Below are 21,956 nucleotides of genomic sequence, written 5' to 3' on the forward strand. Positions count from 1 at the left end.
ATCCAGTGTTAGAAGAGCGTATTTATCCAGAAAAAATCTTCGATACTCCAAAAACGATTATTTCCATTGCGTTGGCATATCCAACACTTCCAAAAAATAAGCCGGAACGTGTGAAAGGAGAGCGACGCGGAGCTTTTGCACGGGCTTCGTGGGGAGAGGATTATCACTTTATTCTTTCAAGACGCATGGAAGCATTAATCAATTACATTAAAGAAGAAGTTCAAGACGAAGATTCTAGGTTTAAGCCAATGGTTGACACAGGCGAATTAATCGATGTGCGCGTAGCAGAGCGTGCAGGAATTGGTTTTGTTGGCAAGAATGGACTTCTGATTACGAAGGAATTTGGCTCGTATGTCTACTTAGGAGAGTTGATTACGAATATCGAGTTTCCAACCGATGAAATGGTGGATTACGGATGCGGTGATTGTACGCGTTGTGTAGATTTCTGTCCAACAGGTGCGCTACTGGGCGACGGGCGTATGAATGCCATGCGTTGTTTGTCGTATCAGACGCAGACAAAGGGCTTTATGCCGCAAGAGTTTCGTAAAAAAATCGGGCATGTAATCTACGGCTGTGATATTTGTCAGCAAGTGTGTCCATATAATAAGGGAAAAGATTTCCACTTGCATCCAGAAATGGAACCATCCGTTGAAGAGACACATCCACTCTTAAAGCCACTTGTGACGATTTCGAACAAAGAGTTTAAGGAACGTTTTGGACAAATGGCGGGGTCGTGGCGTGGAAAGAAACCGTTGCAGCGAAATGCGATTATCGCTTTAGCGAATTACCGCGATAAATCAGCAGTTCCACTCTTACTTCGCGTTATGAAAGAAGATATGCGTCCCGTGATGAAGGGGACAGCCGCTTGGGCGGTGGCAGAAATCGTGAATGAGTCCAATCAAGAGATGATCGATTATTTTAACGAGCAAAAAGAAGCCGCAGTGAAAAAGAGAGACTCTCTGGAAAATCCAACGAAAGAAGATATCGAGTTAATCGAAGAATTAGAAAAAGCAATTGTAGTCTTACAAGAAAAATGTAGAGAAGAGGCAAACAAATGACGGTAAATCATATCGTATTATTTGAACCACAAATACCGGCCAATACAGGAAATATTGCAAGAACCTGTGCGGCGACGAATTCGCCACTGCACCTAATTGAACCGCTTGGATTCTCAACGGATGATAAGCATTTAAAGCGCGCGGGGCTCGATTATTGGCATGATGTCAATATTACGTATCACAAATCGCTAGAAGCATTCCTCGACTATTTAGGAGAACGCCCTTTATATTTGATTACAAAATTCGCTAACCATACTTATGATGAAGTGGACTTAGCCCGCGATGAGGAGCAATTTTTCATGTTCGGAAAAGAAACAACTGGTCTACCTGAAGAGTTTATGCGTGAAAACGAAGAGAAATGCTTGCGTCTTCCGATGAACGATACGCATGTAAGGTCATTGAATTTATCAAATACGGCAGCGATTGTTGTGTACGAAGCGCTTCGTCAACAACGTTTTGCAGGGCTTGAACTCGTGCACACGTATGACCATGATAAATTAAAGTAGGTGAGTCAATGGATCAGTCCTTATATTTATGTATTGTTTACGCCATTTGTACCATTGCATTTGTGATTTTGGCGGTGGTTTCAAAACCACTGTATGCAATCTGTGCTGTACTATTCGCCATCTCTTCAGTGGTGCAAGGTGTCCGCTATTTTAAAAAGAAGTAAAATTGCAAATTCGTACTGATTATGGTACAGTGGATGACAGTTAAATAGCAAAATTGATGAAAAAGAGAGTAGTTTTTAACCGAATGTATTAGCGAGTTGGAAGGGTGAAAGCCAACCATTCATTAAAAATGAACCGCACTTTTGAAATGATTATTTGAAATGTAGGATGATCCGGATTCGCCGTTACCGAGTAAAGTGGCTCAATTTGAGCAAGCAGAGTGGTACCACGGGAATTCTCGTCTCTATATGACTGTCGTCGTATAGGGATTTTTTTGTGTAAATGGATATCCGAGTATAAAAACTAAAGAAAAGGAGAACAAAGATGAATTATAAGAAAATTGTTGCAGAACAAATCGCAAAAACAGTCGGCGAGCATTTGAGCGTTGACGAAATCGTATCAATGATTGAAGTTCCTAAATACGCGAACCAAGGGGACCTTGCTTTCCCTGCATTTACGCTTGCGAAAGTATTACGTAAAGCACCGCAAGCCATCGCGACAGAAATTGTGGAAGCCGTTAGTGATAAACATATCGCACGCGCAGAAGCAATGGGACCATACGCGAACTTCTTCTTAGAACGTAGCGCTTTTGCCGATGAAGTCTTAAAAGAAGTCTTAGAACTTGGAGAACATTACGGGGACTGGGATTACGGTCAAGGCCGTAAAGTCGTCATCGATATGTCTTCACCAAATATCGCGAAACCAATGTCAATGGGACATTTACGTTCAACAGTAATTGGGAACGCGATTGCGAACCTTGAGAAAAAAGTAGGCTATAAGCCAATTCGTATCAACCACTTAGGAGACTGGGGAACACAATTCGGGAAACTCATCGAAGCGTACAAATTATGGGGTAGCGAAGAGCTTGTAAAAGCTGATCCAATCGCAGAACTCATTAAATTATACGTTCGTTTCCACGAAGAAGCAGAACTAGACCCAACACTAGATGACAAAGGCCGTGCATGGTTCAAGAAACTAGAAGATGGAGACCCAGAAGCGGTTCGTCTATGGGAATGGTTCAGAAGTGAATCCTTAAAAGAATTTAACCGTGTATATGACTTACTCGGCGTGACTTTTGATTCATACAATGGAGAAGCGTTCTATAATGACAAGATGGACGTTGTGGTCGATATGCTTGAAGACGCAAACTTACTAAAAGTGGATAATGGGGCCACAATCGTAGACCTTGAAAAATATGATTTACCACCAGCATTAATTAAAAAATCAGACGGCGCAACATTATACATGACACGTGACTTAGCAGCCGCAAACTACCGTAAGAATACCTATGATTTTGCCAAATGTATTTACGTGGTGGGGATGGAACAATCAAACCACTTCAAACAATTGAAAGCAGTCTTAAAAGAATTAAACTTACCTTGGTCTGAAGATATCGTGCATATTCCATTCGGACTAATCACATTGAACGGTAAAAAATTATCGACACGTAAAGGAAAAATCATCCTTCTTGAAGGCGTGTTAAAAGAAGCGACAGAACTTGCTTTGAAACAAATCGAAGCGAAAAATCCATCGCTTGAAAATAAAGAAGCAGTGGCTCACGCTGTTGGGGTGGGTGCGGTAATTTTCCACGACTTGAAGAACGACCGTACAAACAACTTCGACTTTGCGCTTGAAGAAGTCGTGCAATTCGAAGGAGAAACAGGTCCATACGTACAATATACACATGCTCGTGCAATGAGTATTTTACGTAAAGCCAACCATACTGTCGATACACAAGCGGCCTTCTCATTAACAGACGATGATGCGTGGGAAGTATTGAAACTCATCGAAAACTATCCAAACGTAGTCCGCTTTGCTGAAGAAAAATGCGAACCATCAGCCATTGCAAAATTCGTTATCAATTTAGCACAAGCGTTCAATAAATATTACGCACATACAAAAGTACTTGTTGAAGATGAAGCCTTCAACAGCCGTATCGCTTTAGTACAAACAACAGCAAGCCTTCTAAAACAAGGCCTAGCGCTTCTTGGCGTGGCTGCTCCAGATGAAATGTAGTCATTGACATCAAGTAGGATAAGCCGTATACTAAATGCACATATATAAGCAATGAACAAGCGCAGTAGTGGTTGTCCACGGGAGAAAGAAGAGAATTGTCGGTCGGTGCAAGACAATCCCCCACATCCGCGAAGTACACTTGGGAGCAATCCGTCAGGACGTCTCATCCGCGATAAGGATGCTCGAGTGGATGATGCCTGGCATCGTCAACAAGGGTGGTAACACGGTGAAAATCGTCCCTAATAGTCTTTTTGACTATTAGGGATTTTTTATTTACAAGAAAGAAGGGAAGAAACAAGATGAACATTATCGATGATTTAGAATGGCGTGGCGCCATCAACCAAATGACAGACGAAGAGGGCTTACGTGCCTTAACAAGCGAAAAGTCTGTATCCCTCTACTGTGGGGTAGACCCAACAGGAGATAGCATGCATATTGGACACTTAATTCCGTTTATGATTCTTCGTCGTTTCCAATTAGCAGGACATAAACCAGTTATCTTGATTGGTGGAGCAACAGGTTCAATCGGGGATCCAAGTGGTCGTACAAGTGAACGTGTGCTTCAATCAATGGAACAAGTTCAACACAATGTTGAAAAATTAACAGCGCAAATGAAGAAATTATTCTTCACAACGGATGAAGACCAAGCAACATTACGCCTTGTAAACAACTACGATTGGACAAAAGATTTATCATTATTAGACTTCTTACGTGACTACGGGAAGCATTTCAACTTGAACACCATGCTTGCGAAAGACGTTGTTGCAAGCCGTCTAGAAGTGGGGATTTCATTTACTGAATTCTCATACCAAATCCTACAATCAATGGACTTCTTGCATTTATTCAAGACAGAAGACGTGCAAGTTCAAATTGGAGGTGCGGACCAATGGGGAAACATCACTTCAGGGCTTGAATTAATCCGTAAAGTAGAAGGAGCAGAGTCTCGTGCGTTCGGTCTAACAATTCCGTTGATGTTAAAATCAGACGGCACCAAATTCGGAAAATCAGCAGGTGGTGCTGTATGGCTTGACCCTGAGAAGACAACTCCATACGAATTCTACCAGTTCTGGTTAAACCAAGATGACCGCGATGTGATTAAATACATCAAGTACTTCACATTCTTAGACCGCGAAGAAATCGAAGCGCTCGAAGAAAAAGTGGCTACAGAACCACATAAACGTGAGGCGCAAATCCGCCTTGCTGAAGAAGTCACTCGCTTCGTTCATGGGGAAAAAGCTCTAGAAGACGCGAAGAAAATTACAAACGCGCTCTTCACAGGAAACGTACAACAATTAACAGCCGATGAAATCGAACAAGGCTTCAAAAACATGCCAACATTTGAAAGTTCAAAAGAAAGCCAAAACCTAGCGACTTGGCTTGTTGATCTTGGCATTGAACCTTCAAGAAGACAATCACGCGAAGACATTCAAAACGGTGCGATTTCTATCAACGGTGAAAAAGTAACCGACCTCGAATTTGAATGGATAAAAGAACAATCTTTTGAAGAACGCTTTGTCATCGTCCGCCGCGGTAAGAAAAAATACTTCTTAGTGGTATTGAAATAATAAAATAAGTGCAAATATGGATGATTCTTGCGAATCCTATCAGATTTATTGATTATCACTGTAACGTTGCACCGGCGCAAGCCTTTAAAGCCTCAAAGAGGGCGTAAGACCAAAGACAAAAAAGGATTCACAGTGTGAATCCTTTTTGCTTTGTAGTCTTACCTCCGCAAGGCTGATTAGGATTAAGCGAATCACGAGTGATGAAGCTTAATTCAATCAGCTACTGCGTCTAACTTTATAAAGTACTTTAAGTACGGATTAACAATCCTACGCCCTCTTAGCACAGTGGTTGAATGGAATGAGTCTAGCTGTAAACAGCTATCTCATTCCTATTCAACTTTGTGGGGGAAAGAAAACGAAATGCTATAGATACAAATGTATCCATGACATTTCTGTCTTTCTCCCTCGTTTTTATGCTTCAATACGTTACTATGATGATAAAATCCGCAGTATTCTCCAGAATCATCCTTTGCCTGTTATATATAAAGTCACTTAGAAAATTATTCTTAACTAACCTGACGATAACGAGCAGTTCACAAAGTTCGAAACAAAAAAATGTTTTAAATAGATTTCCAAACCTGCTATAAACGCCTACATAATCATGTTTCAAAAGCAATTGTAAAAAACACAATATGACATATACGTTATATTGCAAAATAACTTTTTTATCAAAAGTCCGAATTTGTTGAATCTAAAACTCAAGATTTAGTGAGAGCATTTCGACTGCAAAACTGTGCACATTACCATTTAAAACTGCACCCGCTCAATCAATAGAAGCTCAGGCTATTTTACGTAAGATCCTTTCAATGCGGTAACCTTGCTTGAGAAGATGGAATTGGATTTAGATTTCGGAAAGTATATGGCTTCAATAGTGACAGTAACGTGTTTCGTATTAAAACGAATAAGAGGGCGTAGGATTTGTAATCCGTACGCCCTCTTTGAGTCTTTAAAGGTGAGAGACTTTGGCTCGAACCGGTACAACGTTACCGTCACTATGAAGATAGCCATAAGGCTTTTCCGAAATCCCCTTTTTTATTTATACTTTTTCCACGGTTACCGCATTGAAAATAGCATCGAAGTTATCCATGTTAATAAAGCCCGTCTGAGCTTCCATGGCATTGAGCGTACCTGCAGTCACTGCAGTTTTTAAAATGGTTTCTATGCTTTCGCCTTTTGCAATCGCATGCGCTAACCCAGCAATCGTCGAGTCTCCCGACCCAACTGGATTCACGGCGTTGACTTTGGGGATATTCACCTGGAAAAACGCTCCTTCATGTTTTGCAAGTGCGCCTTTTGATCCAAGCGAAACAACCACCCAATCCACCCCATCAAATAACGGAGAGTTCAATTGCTTCTTCAATTCTTCAACCGTTGTCGCTTCAGGAACTCCTAATAACCCAGCGAGCTCTTCTTGGTTTGGCTTAATTAAGGCTGGCTTGGAAGAGGCTTCTAGCGCAATCTTTAATGTCTTTCCAGAAGTATCTAAAAGTACAGGAACTCCGACTGCTGTGGCTTTGTCTATAATTGTTGCGTATAAATCATCATCCATTCCACTAGGTAAGCTGCCAGAGATTGTGATAAGATCGACTTCTTTTAACAAGTTATCGAAGTGGGCGAGGAAACCTGCTTGTTCCTCTGGTGTAATGGTAGGTCCAGCCTCTAAGATCTCCGTTTGAAGTCCTTCGTGCAGGATGGCAATACAATTACGCGTTTCCGACTGGATAGGGTAGAAGTTGTTTTGCAAGGCAACCTCATCCAGTTTTTCTTTAATAAAAGCACCAATGTGACCGTCCAGCAATCCTGTTGCAAGTACTGGAGAACCGAGTTGCTTTAAGACACGACTCACGTTGAGGCCTTTTCCACCAGGTGTTTTACTAACCTTTTGAGTACGATTCACCGTATCCATCTTTAATGTTTCGACCGTATACCCAATATCTACCGCCGGATTCATTGTTAATGTTAATATCATAAAATAGCTCCCTTCTATTTTCGATTGGATATGTTAAATATACCATATTTCTCGTATTTTGAGGCCCAAAGTTTGGTTTATTACAAAACTTTTTGAAGATATAAATACCGGTTTTAAAGGAATTACATATTTTCATTGAATCATTCTATAAAAAAACACACATTAATCTGTAATATTTTATAAATTTCTCCTTTTTTTGTATCAAAAAGGTCAGCTAATCGTCTTATGTTACAGCTTTGTTACAAGGTATTGTCAATTCAAAGAAAATCAACATCAGACTAAAGTCCTATGGTATTATAGTACCAAGTTAAGTTTTATTTAAGCCGAATCGGCTACTTCGAATATATAATTGATTTTTTATTGGAACTATTGGAGGGACTCACTTGAAGAAACGTTTATTAACAGTATTAGTAACAGGAACAGTATTAACATTAGGAGCTTTAGCACCAAAGGTTAGTGCGCAAGACTTTGACTCACAAATCAATTCAGTTAATTCAACAATTGCAAATATCAATGATAAAAAAGCTGCAGTTAATGCAACAATTGATTCATTAGTATCTGAATTATCAGGAGTACAAACTAAGATTGATGCTACTAAAGCTCAAAAAGCTGAAGCTCAAGCTGCAATCGACTCATTAAAATCAGAAATTTCTAAATTAGAAAAAGTAATTGCTGAACGTAACGAACGTTTAGAAGAACAAGCTCGTGCTGTACAAACAAACGGAGCTCGTTCATATGTTGACTTCTTATTAAATGCAGAAAACTTATCAGATATCGTTAACCGTATCGGTGTTGTTATGGATTTAATCGGTGCTAACCGTGATTTAATGCAACAACAAGCAGAAGATAAGAAACAAGTTGAAGCTAAAGAAGAGCAACAACAAGCTAAATTAGCAGAACAACAAAAAGCTGAGGAAGAATTACAAGGCTTACAAACAAAATTAAATGAAACTTTTGACAAAAATAAAGTTTTATTAGCAAACTTATCTCAAGAAGAATTAGCTGAAATTTCAAAACGTGATGGATTAGTAGCAGAAAAAGAAGCTTTCCAAAAACGTTTAGCTGAAGAAAAAGCAAAAGCAGAAGCTGAAGCGGCACGTATTGCTGAAGCATCTCGTCAAGCTTTAGCAGCAGAGGTAACGAATTCTGTTGCCACAACGACTTCTTATCAGTCTCCGACATCACGAGCAACATCTAGTGCTACTGCAGCAACAACACAAACTTCTAGCTACACTTACACAACTGGCGGAGGATTCCCAGCAGTTGACCCAAGTTACCGTGCAGCTTTAAACGGTGGATACTTCGGGCAATGTACTTACTATGTATTCAATCGTATGGCACAAGTTGGTACACCAATCGGACACAGCATGATGGGTAACGCGGCTGAATGGCCAGCATATGCTCGTAGCTATGGATACTCAGTATCTAACTCACCATCAGCTGGTTCAGCAATCGTGTTCCAACAAGGTTTAGCTGGTGCTGACCCAACTTACGGGCACGTTGCATTCGTAGAAGCAGTTAACGCAGATGGTTCATTATACATCTCTGAAATGAACGTACAAGGATTAAACGTAATCTCTTACCGTACAATTTCAGCAAGCGTTGCAGCTCGTGCGACTTACATCCGTTTCTAATAAGAAATAAAATAACCGTCTCCTGAAAAAGGAGGCGGTTTTTGTTTGCACAATTTGGCCCAACACACTTCAAGTATAATTTGACATCCTACACTAGATTTCCTATGATAACAATAAGTCAGAATAAAGGAGTATAAAATGAAAAAAATAGTTCAATTATCAATTGTCTTATTAGGTGTATTTTTTGTCTTATTAGGATGTCGTTCTGAAAGTAAAGCGGAATTTGCCTTAGAAGTTTCTATCTCGAAGCAAAAAGTAACTTACATGTACGACAAGGAAAAAGATTCGGTTTCCTCAGTGACGTTTAACATCAGCTATGATATTTCTAAGAACAAGGAGTACGAAGAAAAAGCACGTAGACAACGTGAGAAAATCGTAAAAGAAATGGATGGGATTGATGGAATTAAAGTCACTCAATCGGATAGTGAAAAGGAAATCGCATTTACCGTTGATGTTGATCTTAAAAAGTTCAAATATGATGATGAAGAGAGTCGTTCTAAAGCACCGATGCTCTATAGTAGTATTCATACAGCTGTAGTGAAGAAAAATGATCGTTATAGTTTTGAAGAATCCAAAAAAAAGATTTTAGAAGAAGGGTTTAAGGAAGTAAAATAGATTTCTATAAAATTGGATGCCAGTGAACGGCATCCAATTTTTTTAGTTAGGAATCATTTTTAAAATATTTATAAGCAGAGAGATTGCGCAATGCTACTGGAAGTGCTACAATCAACCTATAAAATAACATTTTCGGGGCAAGGTGAAATTCCTGACCGGTGGTATAGTCCACGAGCCGCTTGGCATGATCTGGTGTGATTCCAGAACCGATAGTATAGTCTAGATGTGAGAAAATGGCACTATTTCAACGAGTCTATTTGACGAGCAGTATTGGAAGGTCCATTTCAATACTGCTTTTTTTATTGGGATTGGGTGAAAAGTGCAATTTCCTTCGCCCTAAGAAGGAGGATGTACGATGAGTACAGATGTAAAAAAGTCGACAGGAGCAGCGACTAAAAAAATTGTTCTAGTAGGTGTTTTTGGTGCCATCAGTACCGTTTTAATGTTTCTATCTTTTAACGTGCCGTTTATTCCAACCTTTGTGAAGTTGGACTTTTCAGACTTACCGGTATTGTTGGGGGGCTATATTTTAGGTCCAGTTTATGGAAGTTTTATCGCCATTATCAAGATCTTATTGAATTTCGTCTATAATGGGTCGATGACATATGGAATTGGGGAAACGGTGAACTTAATAGGAAGTTTAAGTTTTATGTTACCAGCAGTCATTTTGTATCAACGAAATCGCAATTTTAAAACGGCGATTATGAGTTTAATCGTTGGGATGATTGCCGCTACAGTTGTCTTATTAACAGCAAATTATTTTGTGATGTTTCCTTTATATGCGACTGCTATGAATTTTCCAATGGAAAAAATTGTCGCAGCAGCTCATGCACTAAACCCTTATGTAACAGACTTAGCCTCATTAATGACATTTGCATTATTGCCATTTAATATCATTAAATTTGGGCTAAATAGTATTCTTGCATTATTCCTTTATAAACGTCTTGCAAGAGCATTAAAATTTGAACATTAATGAAGAGCCAGGGATTGAGCCTGGCTTTTTTATTTTGTAAAAATTTTTTCTATATAATATAGAAGAAAAGTGATGACGGATTCCAAAGTGTATGCCTAGTTTCAATAGCAATCTGATCTAAAATGAGGTAGGATAGATAAGAATGAGGTGAACCAATGAAAGGAAAAACATGGACCAAGCTGCAACTATCAATCGTTGCTCTCAGCGCCGTTCTCATGGGAATGAGTGGCTATTTAACCATTACACAAGGAACATTATTTGGATTAGCGGCACCGACCGTTTCCATTCTATCTATCTTCTTTAGTAGTTTATTGCTTTGGCTCTTTGTCGCAACGGACTGGCCGAGTGTTCTCTGCTATGTGATGTTAGGCATCGGGATGCTTCCTGGAGTGAATTACTCACAGATTTTCAGTCTGTCGTTTGGGAACACGACCTTTGTCTTTTTACTATTTACATTTTTAATGACTTACGCTTTGGAACAAACGCCAGCCCTTCGCCGTTTCGTCGCTCGAGCGCTCGGTAGCTCCTTTGCAGGGAAGTCTCCATGGCATTTTATCGGGGCTTTTTATGCCAGCGTTTTGGTCATTAGTCTCTTTATTTCGCCAACGATTCTCTTTATGATTGTCTTTCCGATTTACGAGGAAATCATGGTGGTTCTCGGCTTGAGAAAAGGAGACAGAGAGGCTTCAGTGCTTCTGATCGCACTTTTTGCCACGGTGGCAATTGGTACAGCGATGACGCCGATTAACCACGTCTTCTCTGTAACCGCGATGGCACTTTACAAGAATGGAACAGGAATTGCGATTTCCAATGCGCAATATATGATGATTGGAATTCCAGCCGGACTCGTGCTCTTTATTGCGATGGGAGTTGCTCTTAGAACCATTTGGAAAGTAGATTTGTCAAACGTAGAAATGAAACCACTCGACTCCCTCGACTCCCTTCCTGCCAAATCAAAACGCGAAACGGCAACAGTACTGATTTTCATGGGAGTGGTCTTATTATGGGTGCTACCAGAACTCGTCGGAGGATTCTTACCTGACGTTGCAGCCTTCCTGAAAACCGCTGGAATGGCATTTCCACCGATGATTGGGGTTATCCTGATGGCGATTCTGTCATTTGACGGGAAACCACTCTTATCGATTCAAGAAGGACTTCAAAAGGGTGTGTACTGGCCAAGTATGTTCCTAGTAGGAGCCACTCTTAGCATGGGAACTCTTGTTACAAAACCAGAATTAGGAGTCATCGGACTTCTTGAAAGTTCACTCGTACCTGTATTTGCGACTCTAGCTCCAATTCTTGTCGTTATTATCTTCGTCCTTTGGGCAGGATTGCAAACGAACGTCTCTTCAAACTTAGTCACCGTATCGGTCGTCACAACCGTATTAACGACGGTCTATGCGATAGGGTCTGTGGATGTACAAGCGGGGACGATTGCCTGCTTAATTGGATTTATGGCGAGTCTTGCCTTTATGACACCACCAAGCATGCCGTATGTAGCGATTTCGGTTGGCTCTGGTTGGACGAATGCAAAAGATGCCTTTGTATACGGAGGAGGCCTATTCTTACTCAGCGCTGCGAGTGCGATTATTGTAGGCTACCCATTAGGCGTCTTCTTTGGAATTTAAATGAGGAGGAAATCTCTTGTTAGAAAAACAACGCGCAGAAATTGATGTGATTGACCGCGATATTGTAGCGCTCTTTGAACGCCGCATGCAAGTCGTTGTCGAAGTTGCTCAAATAAAAAAAGAAAATGGACTTGCGATTCTCGATGCGAATCGCGAAAAAGAAGTGATTGCCAAGGTGCAGTCGTACTTAAAAGATGCCACATTGAAAGAAGAATTGGCAGAAGCCTACGAGACGTTGATGAAAGTCTCTAAGGACTATCAGAAAAAAAGAATGAATGACTAATAGAGCAAATCTCTTAGATATCACGTGATTACTGTAGATCTTTGTGTGGAGGTAATTCTATCTAAGAGATTTTTTATATTTTTACTGTATTAAGAGGAAATTCTGTCCCTTCAAGAAAAAAGGTGTTATTGGCAGGAGAAGAGTGCTAGAATAACAGTAGATAAAGGCATTGGTATAAAGGAGTGGAGGGACAATGGAGAATTCCTTAGAAATCATTTTACAAAGGACCAAATGGTTTAGACAAGCTCGATTTGGGATGTTTATTCATTTTGGGCTTTATGCGATTCCTGGAAGGGGAGAATGGATTCGCAGTAATGAACAAATGACAATTGAAGACTATCAACCCTATTTTGACGCATTTAATCCAAGCGAATTCGATGCAAAAGCTTGGGCGAAGGCCGCTAAAGAAGCTGGAATGAAATATGTCGTATTGACGGCTAAACATCACGACGGATTTTGTTTATTTGATTCCGAGTATACAGATTATAAAATTACTAATACATCCTTTGGAAGAGATTTAGTTCGTGAATTTGTAGAGGCAGTAAGAGCAGAAGGGCTTCGAGTGGGATTATATTTTAGTCTACTGGACTGGTATCATCCAGATTATCCAAAGTACGCAGATCGACATCATCCTATGAGAGGGAAAATCGCATATAAGGATGAAACAATCGATTTTAACCGCTATTTGGAATTTATGCATCACCAAGTAGAAGAAATTGTAACGAAGTACGGGAAACTCGATATTCTCTGGTTTGATTTTTCCTATGGCGAAATGTTTGGTGAAAAATGGAAGGCAAACGACTTAATACAACTTGTAAGAAAACATCAACCTGATGTGGTTGTTGACAATCGCTTAGAGACTTCTGGAGAAGGGTTTGGAAGCATTGCAACAGAAAAGATTCATTCTTATTCTGGAGATTTTGTTAGTCCTGAACAAATTTTACCCCATGAAGGGATTCGGAATTATAAGGGAGAGTTATTACCTTGGGAATTGTGTCTTACGATGAATAATCACTGGGCATATAATCCGTCTGACAAACTGTTTAAAAGCTCTAAAGTTCTTATTCGAAAATTGGTCGAATGTGTCAGTAAGGGCGGAAATATGGTTTTAAATGTGGGACCAAATGCAAGGGGAAGCTTTCCTCAAGAGAGTATCGATATTTTGCGTGAAATAGGACGCTGGATGAAGAAAAACGGAGAAGCCATCTATCAAGGAGAATTAGTGAATCTGCCAAAACCGGAATGGGGTTATTACACAAAGAATGGGAAAATTTTGTATGCTCATGTGTTTGAACAACCTATTGGTCCGATTGCGTTAACAGGGATCGATAAAGAGCAGATTGAACGTATGAGTTTTGCCCAGGATGGTAGTGAAGTGAGAATTTCCAATAGTTGGACTACTTTAGCTTTTCAAGACATTTGCTTTGCACAATATGGAGAAATTGGGGCTTACACCTATCCGTTACCTGATCAAGTGGACAGTGTTATCAAAATCGAATTAAAAGAAGAAATCTAATGGTATAATGAATGAGCAAAGGAGAGGTTACGTGTTAGAACACTTATCTTTTAAAGGCGAGTGGCGCCAGTATCAAAAACGCATTTTAGAAAAGAGCGATTCGATTATGGCGGATGGCCATATTCATTTGGTAGCGGCTCCAGGTTCTGGGAAAACGACGCTAGGAATTGAATTTATTCGTCGTAATAGTAAGCCTGCGATCATTCTAGTGCCGACAGTGACGATTCGCCAGCAGTGGGTAGATCGTATTCGTGAGGCGTTTCTGGATACGAAGAGCCTAGCCGATGAAATGATTTCGCAAAATCTGAAACAGCCAAAGACAATCACCGTTGCGACGTATCAAGCTTTGCACAGTGCTATCAATCGTCTGGAAGGTGACGCGGAAGTTGAGGATACGGACGATGTAGTCGAAACCGAGCATTTTGATTTTAAAGGAGTCGATGTCGTTAAACTCTTTAAGGAAGCAAATCTTGGAACATTGTGCCTTGATGAGTGTCATCACTTGCGAAATGAATGGTGGAAGAGTCTAGAAACCTTCCGTAAATCCTTTGCGGATATCAATGTGATTTCGCTGACGGCAACACCTCCATATGAAGGAGAGCCTGCGCTATGGGAACGTTATGTGGCCATGTGTGGGGAAATCGATGAGGAAATTACCGTTCCAGAACTCGTCAAAGAGGGCAGTTTGTGTCCGCACCAGGACTATGTGTATTTCTCCTTCCCGACGAAGGAAGAAGAGCAACAACTCGATCAGTTCTCTACGCAGAAGAGAGCCTTTTTGAAAAATCTATCCGAGGATTCGATGTTTTGCGAGGCGGTGAGAACTAGCCGCGCGCTCGATGGCACCATTTCGGAAGATGAACTCTTAAACGAGCCGAAGTATCTCTCGGCAACACTGATTTTTCTACGTCATAAAGGAATTGAGTTCCCGAAACATTTTCAACAATTACTAGGGGCAAGTCTTCTTCCAATGTTTGACTTGGCGTGGTTTGAAATCCTCTTACAAGGAATGTTATTCGACGTGCCGCATTGGTATGATGTATCCGAAGAAGACCTGAAAGAGTTGAAGAGTGAACTGAAATCTCTGGGCTTAATCGACCGCAAACAAGTACAGCTGCTTCGCAATAAAAAAATAGACCAGCTATTGAACCAATCTCTCGGGAAATTAAACGCGGTCCGAGAAATCTTTAAAGCGGAACACGAAACATTAGGCAACGATTTGAGACAACTGATTTTGACAGACTTCATTCGAAAGGACTTTGAGGTGCACTTAGGAAATCCAGATGTGCAGTATAGTCAACTGGGTGTATTACCTTACTTCGAAGTTCTTCGTAGAGAGCTTGTGGAGAAGCAATTAGACGTTCCTGTGGCTGTTTTAACGGGAAGTCTCGTCATTATCCCAGCAAGTGTGAAATCTCGTTTAGAAGCCCTTTTTGGAGCCGATAAGATTACCTTCCAACCGGTAGGACAACTAGACGAGAAGGACTATGTGAAGGTTCGTTTAGTTGGGGCACAACATGATTTAGTCAGCGCCGTGACACAGCTCTTCCAAGAAGGGCAGATTCATGTCGTGATTGGGACAAAATCTCTCCTCGGCGAAGGATGGGATGCACCGTGCGTGAACTCATTGATTCTCGCTAGCTTTGTCGGTAGCTTTATGCTGAGCAATCAGATGCGAGGTCGCGCGATTCGTATTTGGCCAGAAAATCCAGAGAAGACAAGTAGCGTTTGGCATCTGGTGTCGATTAATCTTGCGGAGAAAAAACTCTTCAAGAAGAAAGAAGACGAAGAGGATTTACCAATCGGAATCGATAGTCCAGATATGGAATTATTACAGCGCCGTATGAAGCAGTTCTTAGGGCTAAACTACAATGAAAATACGATTGAATCGGGTGTGGATCGATTAGACCTTGGGACTATCGAGTTTACGAAGAAGAATTTAACGAAACTCAACCAAGAAACTATCAGCCGCTCGCGTAACCGCGAAGAGTTGAGAGATCGCTGGAATGAATCCCTTCCGCTTCTAGAAGACATGGAAGTCTCTAATGAAGTGCAAGTGGACAAGGCGTTCTTGCCGACCGTTCTTCTAACAGATGCACGAAAAATTCTCACTTATGCGCAAGCCACCGTACTAACGGAATTTATCGTCTATTTAGTCCTCGGTTTTGTGAGAGGTCCTTCCCAACTCTTATATCCAGTGGGGATTTTATCACTCATCGTGTTAAATATCGTCTGGCTGAGATATTTCTTATATAAGAGTCCGTATAAACGACTCGAACTCTTTGCGGAAGCCATCCGAAAAGCCTTGCTTACATCAGGACATTTGCAGACACAAAACTGTAAGGCAAGAGTCGTTCGTGGGGATAAGAATTCGATTCTAACCGCCACTTATCTAAAAGGGGGAAGCTTGCGTGAAAAGGAACTCTTCGCACAGGCATTATCGGAATTCTTTGCTCCAATTGAGAACCAGCGCTATATTCTAAGAGCGACAACTTGGGTCAATGACCAAACAAAATATTTTGCCGTTCCAAGTATGTTTGATAAACGCAAAGAAGACGTCGTTGCCTTTGTAGCCAATATTGAAAAATACATTGGCAAGTACGAAATCATCTATACTCGTAACGTTGAAGGCCGTCATATTCTCTTAGATGCACGTCTGAACGCATTAGGAAATAAACAAGAGCGTACTTTCTCGAAGAAGAAAGTTACGTCTAAATTAAAATAACCCCATAAAGAATCTAGCCAGGAAACCGACTAGATTCTTTATATTTTTGCGGTAAAATCCTTGCATTCTCCTTCAAACTGTTGTAAGATATCTGAGTACGAAATTTTAATATTTGCTGGAGGGGTAGCGAAGTGGCTAAACGCGGCGGACTGTAAATCCGCTCCTTCGGGTTCGGCAGTTCGAATCTGCCCCCCTCCACCATTGGGGTATAGCCAAGCGGTAAGGCAACGGACTTTGACTCCGTCATTCGTTGGTTCGAATCCAGCTACCCCAGTCCTACAGGCACCGATTCCGGTGCCTTTTTTGTTGCCCATTTTTCTGCACACACCTTCTTCTTCCCATCCCACCGCCTGAAACCATTTGTAATTTTCTTGTTGACTGGATTTTGATTGAGCAGTTGAAAAAGATGTCTCGAAAGAGTTGAAAAGTTCCATAGTAGCAGTAATAGGGGATAGCGTTCAAAGTGAATTACGACCTCTTGAAAATTGATTTTCTAGAGGTCGTTTGAATCTTGAAAGAGCTTGAGACTTCGGCTCAAGCCGGTGCCCTATTACAGCTACTATTAGAAACTTTTCAATCGAAGAGACATCTTTTTCTTTTCTAGCACACCAATCATCCAAAATCAGTCAAAAAGTAAGAAAATTTACGAATAATTTCACGAATGCGCTAAAATTTCCTAACAATAGGAAAAGATTTTAGGTATAATAGATGCGAAGAATTTGGTATAGTCAAGTTGAGATGGAGGGGATTTTTATGAAACAGCGTCACCAACAGTTATTGCAACTACTATCTCGTCAAGAATGGATGAAAGGAAGAGAGCTTGCGACCTGTTTGGGTGTGAGTACTCGAACAGTTCGACTAGATATTGAACATATTAATCAAGAAGTGCCTCATATCATCCAAGCAAATCGTCAAAAAGGGTATCATCTTGTAGCCTTTCAACAAAACAGATATATTACACCATTGAATCTGACAAAGACTCCTCAGGATAATGAAGAACGCAGTGTTCATTTGTTAAAACAACTATTGTTTAAAGAGGATGGAGTGTTCATTGATCATTTTTGTGAACAGTGTTTTGTAAGCGCTAAAACTTTTGAGTTAGTTCGAATTCGTGTTCAACAAAAATTGCAAGAATATGAAGGTTTGTCATTGCAGTTGAATAATGGGTTTTTACAATTAGAAGGATCTGAAACGAGCAAAAGAAAACTGTATAGAGATCTATTAAAAAAAGAAGTGGGAGAGGACTTTTTAAATATCAATGAGTTCATGCAAGTGTATCCAGAATTGGATATGGAACATATTCAGTCAATCATTTGGGATGAGCTGAAGCAAAAACGTTATTCCATTCGTAAGTCACTGATGCCGTTTTTACTTCTTCATATCGGGATTGTTTTACAACGGATTAAAGTGGGACATACAGTTCAAGAATTCACGCAGGATGAATTAGATTTGGAAGTAGAGTATCAGATTGTGCGCTCTATTTTCTCCAAAATTCTAGAGGAAACGATTATTCCAGAAGCTGAAGTGGTCTCTTTTGCCAAACTTTTAAAAGCCTATCATAACTCTGACGCCGTTGAATCAAAAATTTCTTTTCGTGGAGAAATTGTCGATTTAGAAGAAGTAGTTAGACAAATAGGGAAACAGCTTTACAGAATAATGGGGGTTTCTTTTATAGAACAAGAGGATTTCACCATGCGGTTCCAACTGCATTTGCAAGGATTTTTAGAACGAGTACAGCTGGATTTGAGTTTACCTAATGTCTATGTCCAGACCTTTAAACGACAATACCCTCTCGTATTTGATACGGCCGTATCGATTAGTCAATATTTGATGTCAGTCTTTCAATGTGAGATGACAGAGGAGGAAATAGGATTTATCGCTCTACATATTGGCGCAGCGTATATGCAGCGAGTTAAACCGCAAAAATTACGTGTAATTCTCATTGCGAATACACAGTATCCACTCATTGCAGGGAGTGTTAATCGCATGAAAGAGCAGTTTTCTCATCGTTTAGATTTTGTCGTGGAGCAAAGTACATTTACTACCGATTTATCGGAATTCTACGATGCAGATTTGCTCATTACATTTGACCAAATAGAGTATACCCTCGAAATTCCAATGATTCGCTTAGGACTTTTCTTTAATACACAAGATGAAATTCAGCTGATAAAGGTGATGAATACTTTAGAGACAGAACAGATGAGTCATAAGATACGCTCCCAAATCGGAAATTTCATGAGTGAAAAGTTCTTTTATGCGAACATCCAGCCCAATACTCGGGATGAATTACTACGTGAGATGGGACAACATTTAATCCAAGAGAATATTGTTACGGAGGAGTTTTTAAACTCAGTTCTAGAAAGAGAAAAGTTATCTTCGACGGATTTTGATTATGCATTAGCGATTCCTCATCCATTACGTCCAGAAAGTAAACAATCGATGATTTCGATTGCCGTTCTGAAAGAGCCGATTCGCTGGAATCATTTTCCTGTTAAATTGGTTATTTTACTGGCACTAAAAGAAGAGGATATGGAGTTTATGCAGTTATTCTTAGGATGGTTAGGGAAGCAGTTAGATTCTCCAGAAAAGATGATGGCATTATTAGAATCTAAAAATGTGGAATCATTTATAGAAGCGATTCGATAGAAAGAAGGAGGAATGAGCATGGAAGGTATCGAATTAGTCTGTTTCAAGATGATTAGTGCCTTGGGGGCTGCAAAATCGAGTTTTATGGAAGCTATCCAAGAGGCTAAAGTAGGAAACTTTGACAAAGCTAAAAATTGTATTGAAGAAGGTTCCAATTTTCAAGTGGAAGGTCATGAAGCGCATTTTGGCCTTTTACAACAGGAAACTTCTGGAGAGCCAGTGACATTATCATTGCTATTGGTCCATGCAGAGGATCAATTAATGAGTGCAGAATTTCTAAAGATTACCGCGGAAGAAATTATTGCGCTATATGAACGTTTAGAAGCTATCAAATAATAGAAAAGAAAGGAGGAAATAGAGATGAAAAGGATTTATTTATTTTGTAATGCGGGAATGTCCACAAGTCTAGTGGCAAGTAAAATGCAAGAAGTTGCGGATAAGCATAATTTGCCCCTAGAAATAAAAGCGTTTCCAGATCCGAAACTAGATGCTATTTGTGAGCAATATCATCCAGATGTCATTTTATTAGGGCCGCAAGTAAAATTTAAATTTAATGCGGTACGTGAGAAATATGAACCAAAAGGCGTTCCAGTAGATGTCATTAATTTGGAAGATTACGGGAATGTCGATGGAGAACGTATTTTAAAAAGAGCTATACAATTATTGAAATCAAAAAAATAGGAGGTCAGTGACATGTTTTCTAAGTTAGAAAAAGTAATGGGTAGAGTTGCTGAAAAACTTAGTACGAACAAAGTGCTCGTAGCCATTCGTGACGGTTTCTTAGTAGCGACTCCATTAATTATTGTGGCATCTATTTTCTTAGTGATTGCAAACTTCCCTGTGCCAGGATACAGCGAATTTATAGCCCAATTTTTTGGCCAGGGCTGGGAAAAATCAATGGATGCGGTGATTGATTCAACATTTAGTATTCTTGCTGTACTAGGTGCTATTGGTATTGGGTATGCTTATGCCAAGCAATTAGATAGTGATCCGATAGCAGGGGGAGCATTATCCCTTGTCTGCTTCTTAATTATGACACCTAAAGTTCATCCTGATTTTGTGAATGCAACTACTAATAAAGTATTTAATGGATTTTCTCTTGGAAATCTAGGATCTGCGGGTATGTTCTTAGCAATGATTACAGCGATTGTTTCTGTTCGCATTTTCGTCTTTGTTCAAAAACGCGGTTGGGTCATTAAATTACCGGATGGGGTACCACCTGCAGTTTATCAATCATTTGCAGCGTTGATCCCAAGTATGTTTGCAATGTTCTTCTTCTTTGCAGTGTACTTATTATTCTCATTAACAGAGTATCAATATGCACATACATTTATTTACAAGATTTTACAAGCACCATTATTAGGTTTTGGTAGAAACATTTTCTTTGAACCAATCTATCAGTTCCTATCTACACTGTTCTGGTTCTTTGGTATTAATGGACCTGCAGTAACGAATACGGTATTTAATCCAATTCACTTAGCTTTAACAACGGAAAACTTAGAAGCGTTCAAAGCAGGACTCCCATTACCGAATATCTTTACAGGTCCATTTGGGGACTTCTTTGGTAACTTTGGTGGTGGAGGTAGTACTTTATCACTAGTATTCCTTATGGTCTTCCTTGCTAAATCTGAACGAATGAAAAAACTAGGTCGATTAGCCCTTATTCCTGGTATCTTTGGAATTAATGAAATGGTTACATTTGGTTTGCCTGTTGTATTAAACCCAATTATTGCAATTCCATTTATATTAACACCTTTAGTAAATATTGGATTATCAACGCTTGCGACCTTATGGGGAATCATTCCTTATACAACGGGGGCATCTCTGCCTTGGACAACGCCATTCTTCTTCTCAGGTTGGTTATCAACCGGTAGCATTGTAGCGGGATTCTTCCAAATTGGATTAATTATTATCGGCTGTCTAATCTACTATCCATTCTTTAAAGCATTAGATAAACAATACTTACATGAAGAAGAAAATGCAGGTATGTTAAAAGGCGATGAGCTAGATGATGTTGACTTAAACGACTTATCTTTTGATGATTTGTAATCTTTAAGAAGAGAAGTCATTAATTGCATAATGGAGAGGGTGGTATGCGGGAGACGGCATGGCCACTCTTTTTCATAGAGAGGAGTGAGGGTATGCGAGTGTTATTACTTTTTGATCAAATTCAAGCAGGATATGGTGGAAAGGAACGCGCAGATACGGAACTAGGATTAGAAAAGGGAGGAATCGGCTCCTTTTTAATGTTCAAAGATGAATTTACAAAAGCGGGATTAAGTGCGCTAGCGACGATTTATTGTGGACCGGATTATTTTCAAGCGCATAAAGAAGAGGTCATTCATAAGATTCATAATCTTATTTTGAAAACGAAAGCAGAGGTACTATTTGCAGGTCCGTGCTTTAATTATGATATGTATGCTCAAATGGCTGCGGAAATAGCTTTAGCCGTACAAGAACAAACGGATTGCAAACCTTATGTGATTTGTTCAAAAGAAAATGAAGAAACGATTGCGAACTTTAAAGATAAAATCATCATGTTAGAGATGCCAAAAAAAGGAGCAGTAGGGTTGCGCGAAGCCTTAAGTGGAGCCATTGCAATTATTAGTGGCGAAAAAGAAGCGCAGTTGCAACAATTTCAATAAAAGAGGTGAAGAGTC

Annotated in this window: 18 protein-coding genes, 2 tRNA genes, 1 riboswitch and 2 other annotated features; of the genes, 19 read left to right on the plus strand and 1 reads right to left on the minus strand. The window is 40.0% G+C overall.

The features are described 5' to 3' along the window. The 5 genes from queG to tyrS form a co-directional block, all read left to right on the plus strand. Window positions 1–1,058: tRNA epoxyqueuosine(34) reductase QueG (gene queG / locus Q0594_RS03415; protein ID WP_298729606.1), on the plus strand; the 1,058-nt coding region annotated here is incomplete at its 5' end. Further along, window positions 1,055–1,564: a tRNA (uridine(34)/cytosine(34)/5-carboxymethylaminomethyluridine(34)-2'-O)-methyltransferase TrmL gene (gene trmL / locus Q0594_RS03420; protein WP_298729607.1), complete on the plus strand. Its 510-nt coding sequence runs from the start codon at window positions 1,055–1,057 to the stop codon at window positions 1,562–1,564. The genes queG and trmL, both read left to right, overlap by 4 nt. Before the next feature lie 8 nt (window positions 1,565–1,572). Next, entirely contained in the window at window positions 1,573–1,728 is a 156-nt protein-coding gene (locus Q0594_RS03425; RefSeq protein WP_298729608.1) for a hypothetical protein, read from the plus strand. Between the two features lie 47 nt (window positions 1,729–1,775). Beyond that, window positions 1,776–1,975: a binding site (T-box leader), on the plus strand. A 75-nt stretch (window positions 1,976–2,050) separates the two neighbouring features. Then, window positions 2,051–3,742 (plus strand): arginine--tRNA ligase, encoded by a 1,692-nt coding sequence (gene argS / locus Q0594_RS03430; RefSeq protein WP_298729609.1) that lies wholly within the window; start codon window positions 2,051–2,053, stop codon window positions 3,740–3,742. 42 nt (window positions 3,743–3,784) lie between these two features. Next, window positions 3,785–3,986 (plus strand) — a binding site (T-box leader). A 55-nt stretch (window positions 3,987–4,041) separates the two neighbouring features. After that, entirely contained in the window at window positions 4,042–5,307 is a 1,266-nt protein-coding gene (gene tyrS / locus Q0594_RS03435; RefSeq protein WP_298729610.1) for a tyrosine--tRNA ligase, read from the plus strand. Between the two features lie 1,036 nt (window positions 5,308–6,343). Here tyrS and lacC read toward each other — a convergent pair. Continuing rightward, window positions 6,344–7,276: a tagatose-6-phosphate kinase gene (gene lacC, locus Q0594_RS03440; RefSeq protein ID WP_298729611.1), complete on the minus strand. Its 933-nt coding sequence runs from the start codon at window positions 7,274–7,276 to the stop codon at window positions 6,344–6,346. Between the two features lie 383 nt (window positions 7,277–7,659). Between lacC and Q0594_RS03445 the strand changes: the two genes are divergently transcribed. The 14 genes from Q0594_RS03445 (at window position 7,660) to Q0594_RS03510 (ending at window position 21,941) form a co-directional block, all read left to right on the plus strand. Further along, on the plus strand, window positions 7,660–8,910 hold the full coding sequence (locus Q0594_RS03445) for a CHAP domain-containing protein (protein WP_298729612.1): 1,251 nt from the start codon (window positions 7,660–7,662) through the stop codon (window positions 8,908–8,910). 138 nt (window positions 8,911–9,048) lie between these two features. Continuing rightward, window positions 9,049–9,525 carry a hypothetical protein gene (locus tag Q0594_RS03450; protein WP_298729613.1) on the plus strand — a complete coding sequence of 159 codons (477 nt, stop codon included), beginning with the start codon at window positions 9,049–9,051 and terminating at the stop codon, window positions 9,523–9,525. 124 nt (window positions 9,526–9,649) lie between these two features. Next, a riboswitch (FMN riboswitch) is annotated at window positions 9,650–9,764 on the plus strand. Between the two features lie 116 nt (window positions 9,765–9,880). Continuing rightward, window positions 9,881–10,498, plus strand: coding sequence for an ECF transporter S component (locus tag Q0594_RS03455; protein ID WP_298729614.1), 618 nt, complete (start codon window positions 9,881–9,883; stop codon window positions 10,496–10,498). Window positions 10,499–10,653: 155 nt separating this feature from the next. Then, a complete protein-coding gene (locus Q0594_RS03460; protein ID WP_298729615.1) occupies window positions 10,654–12,126 on the plus strand; it encodes an SLC13 family permease in 1,473 nt (490 codons plus the stop codon). 16 nt (window positions 12,127–12,142) lie between these two features. After that, complete coding sequence (locus tag Q0594_RS03465; RefSeq protein ID WP_298729616.1) at window positions 12,143–12,409, plus strand: chorismate mutase; 267 nt, start codon at window positions 12,143–12,145, stop codon at window positions 12,407–12,409. A gap of 193 nt (window positions 12,410–12,602) precedes the next feature. Beyond that, window positions 12,603–13,925, plus strand: coding sequence for an alpha-L-fucosidase (locus Q0594_RS03470; RefSeq protein ID WP_298729617.1), 1,323 nt, complete (start codon window positions 12,603–12,605; stop codon window positions 13,923–13,925). Between the two features lie 31 nt (window positions 13,926–13,956). Beyond that, window positions 13,957–16,650 carry a DEAD/DEAH box helicase family protein gene (locus tag Q0594_RS03475; protein ID WP_298729618.1) on the plus strand — a complete coding sequence of 898 codons (2,694 nt, stop codon included), beginning with the start codon at window positions 13,957–13,959 and terminating at the stop codon, window positions 16,648–16,650. 117 nt (window positions 16,651–16,767) lie between these two features. Continuing rightward, window positions 16,768–16,851, plus strand: a tRNA-Tyr gene (locus Q0594_RS03480). A gap of 1 nt (window position 16,852) precedes the next feature. Further along, window positions 16,853–16,924, plus strand: a tRNA-Gln gene (locus Q0594_RS03485). Window positions 16,925–17,403: 479 nt separating this feature from the next. After that, window positions 17,404–19,296: a PTS sugar transporter subunit IIA gene (locus Q0594_RS03490; protein ID WP_298729619.1), complete on the plus strand. Its 1,893-nt coding sequence runs from the start codon at window positions 17,404–17,406 to the stop codon at window positions 19,294–19,296. Window positions 19,297–19,314: 18 nt separating this feature from the next. Then, a complete protein-coding gene (locus Q0594_RS03495) occupies window positions 19,315–19,632 on the plus strand; it encodes a PTS lactose/cellobiose transporter subunit IIA (RefSeq protein ID WP_298729620.1) in 318 nt (105 codons plus the stop codon). A 24-nt stretch (window positions 19,633–19,656) separates the two neighbouring features. After that, window positions 19,657–19,977 (plus strand): PTS sugar transporter subunit IIB, encoded by a 321-nt coding sequence (locus tag Q0594_RS03500; RefSeq protein ID WP_298729621.1) that lies wholly within the window; start codon window positions 19,657–19,659, stop codon window positions 19,975–19,977. A gap of 12 nt (window positions 19,978–19,989) precedes the next feature. Then, on the plus strand, window positions 19,990–21,345 hold the full coding sequence (locus Q0594_RS03505) for a PTS transporter subunit EIIC (protein ID WP_298729622.1): 1,356 nt from the start codon (window positions 19,990–19,992) through the stop codon (window positions 21,343–21,345). A 92-nt stretch (window positions 21,346–21,437) separates the two neighbouring features. Continuing rightward, a complete protein-coding gene (locus tag Q0594_RS03510) occupies window positions 21,438–21,941 on the plus strand; it encodes a GrdB-related putative oxidoreductase (RefSeq protein ID WP_298729624.1) in 504 nt (167 codons plus the stop codon). Window positions 21,942–21,956 lie beyond the last annotated feature (15 nt).

This window comes from uncultured Granulicatella sp. (genome assembly GCF_938030755.1).
Classification (GTDB): domain Bacteria; phylum Bacillota; class Bacilli; order Lactobacillales; family Aerococcaceae; genus Granulicatella.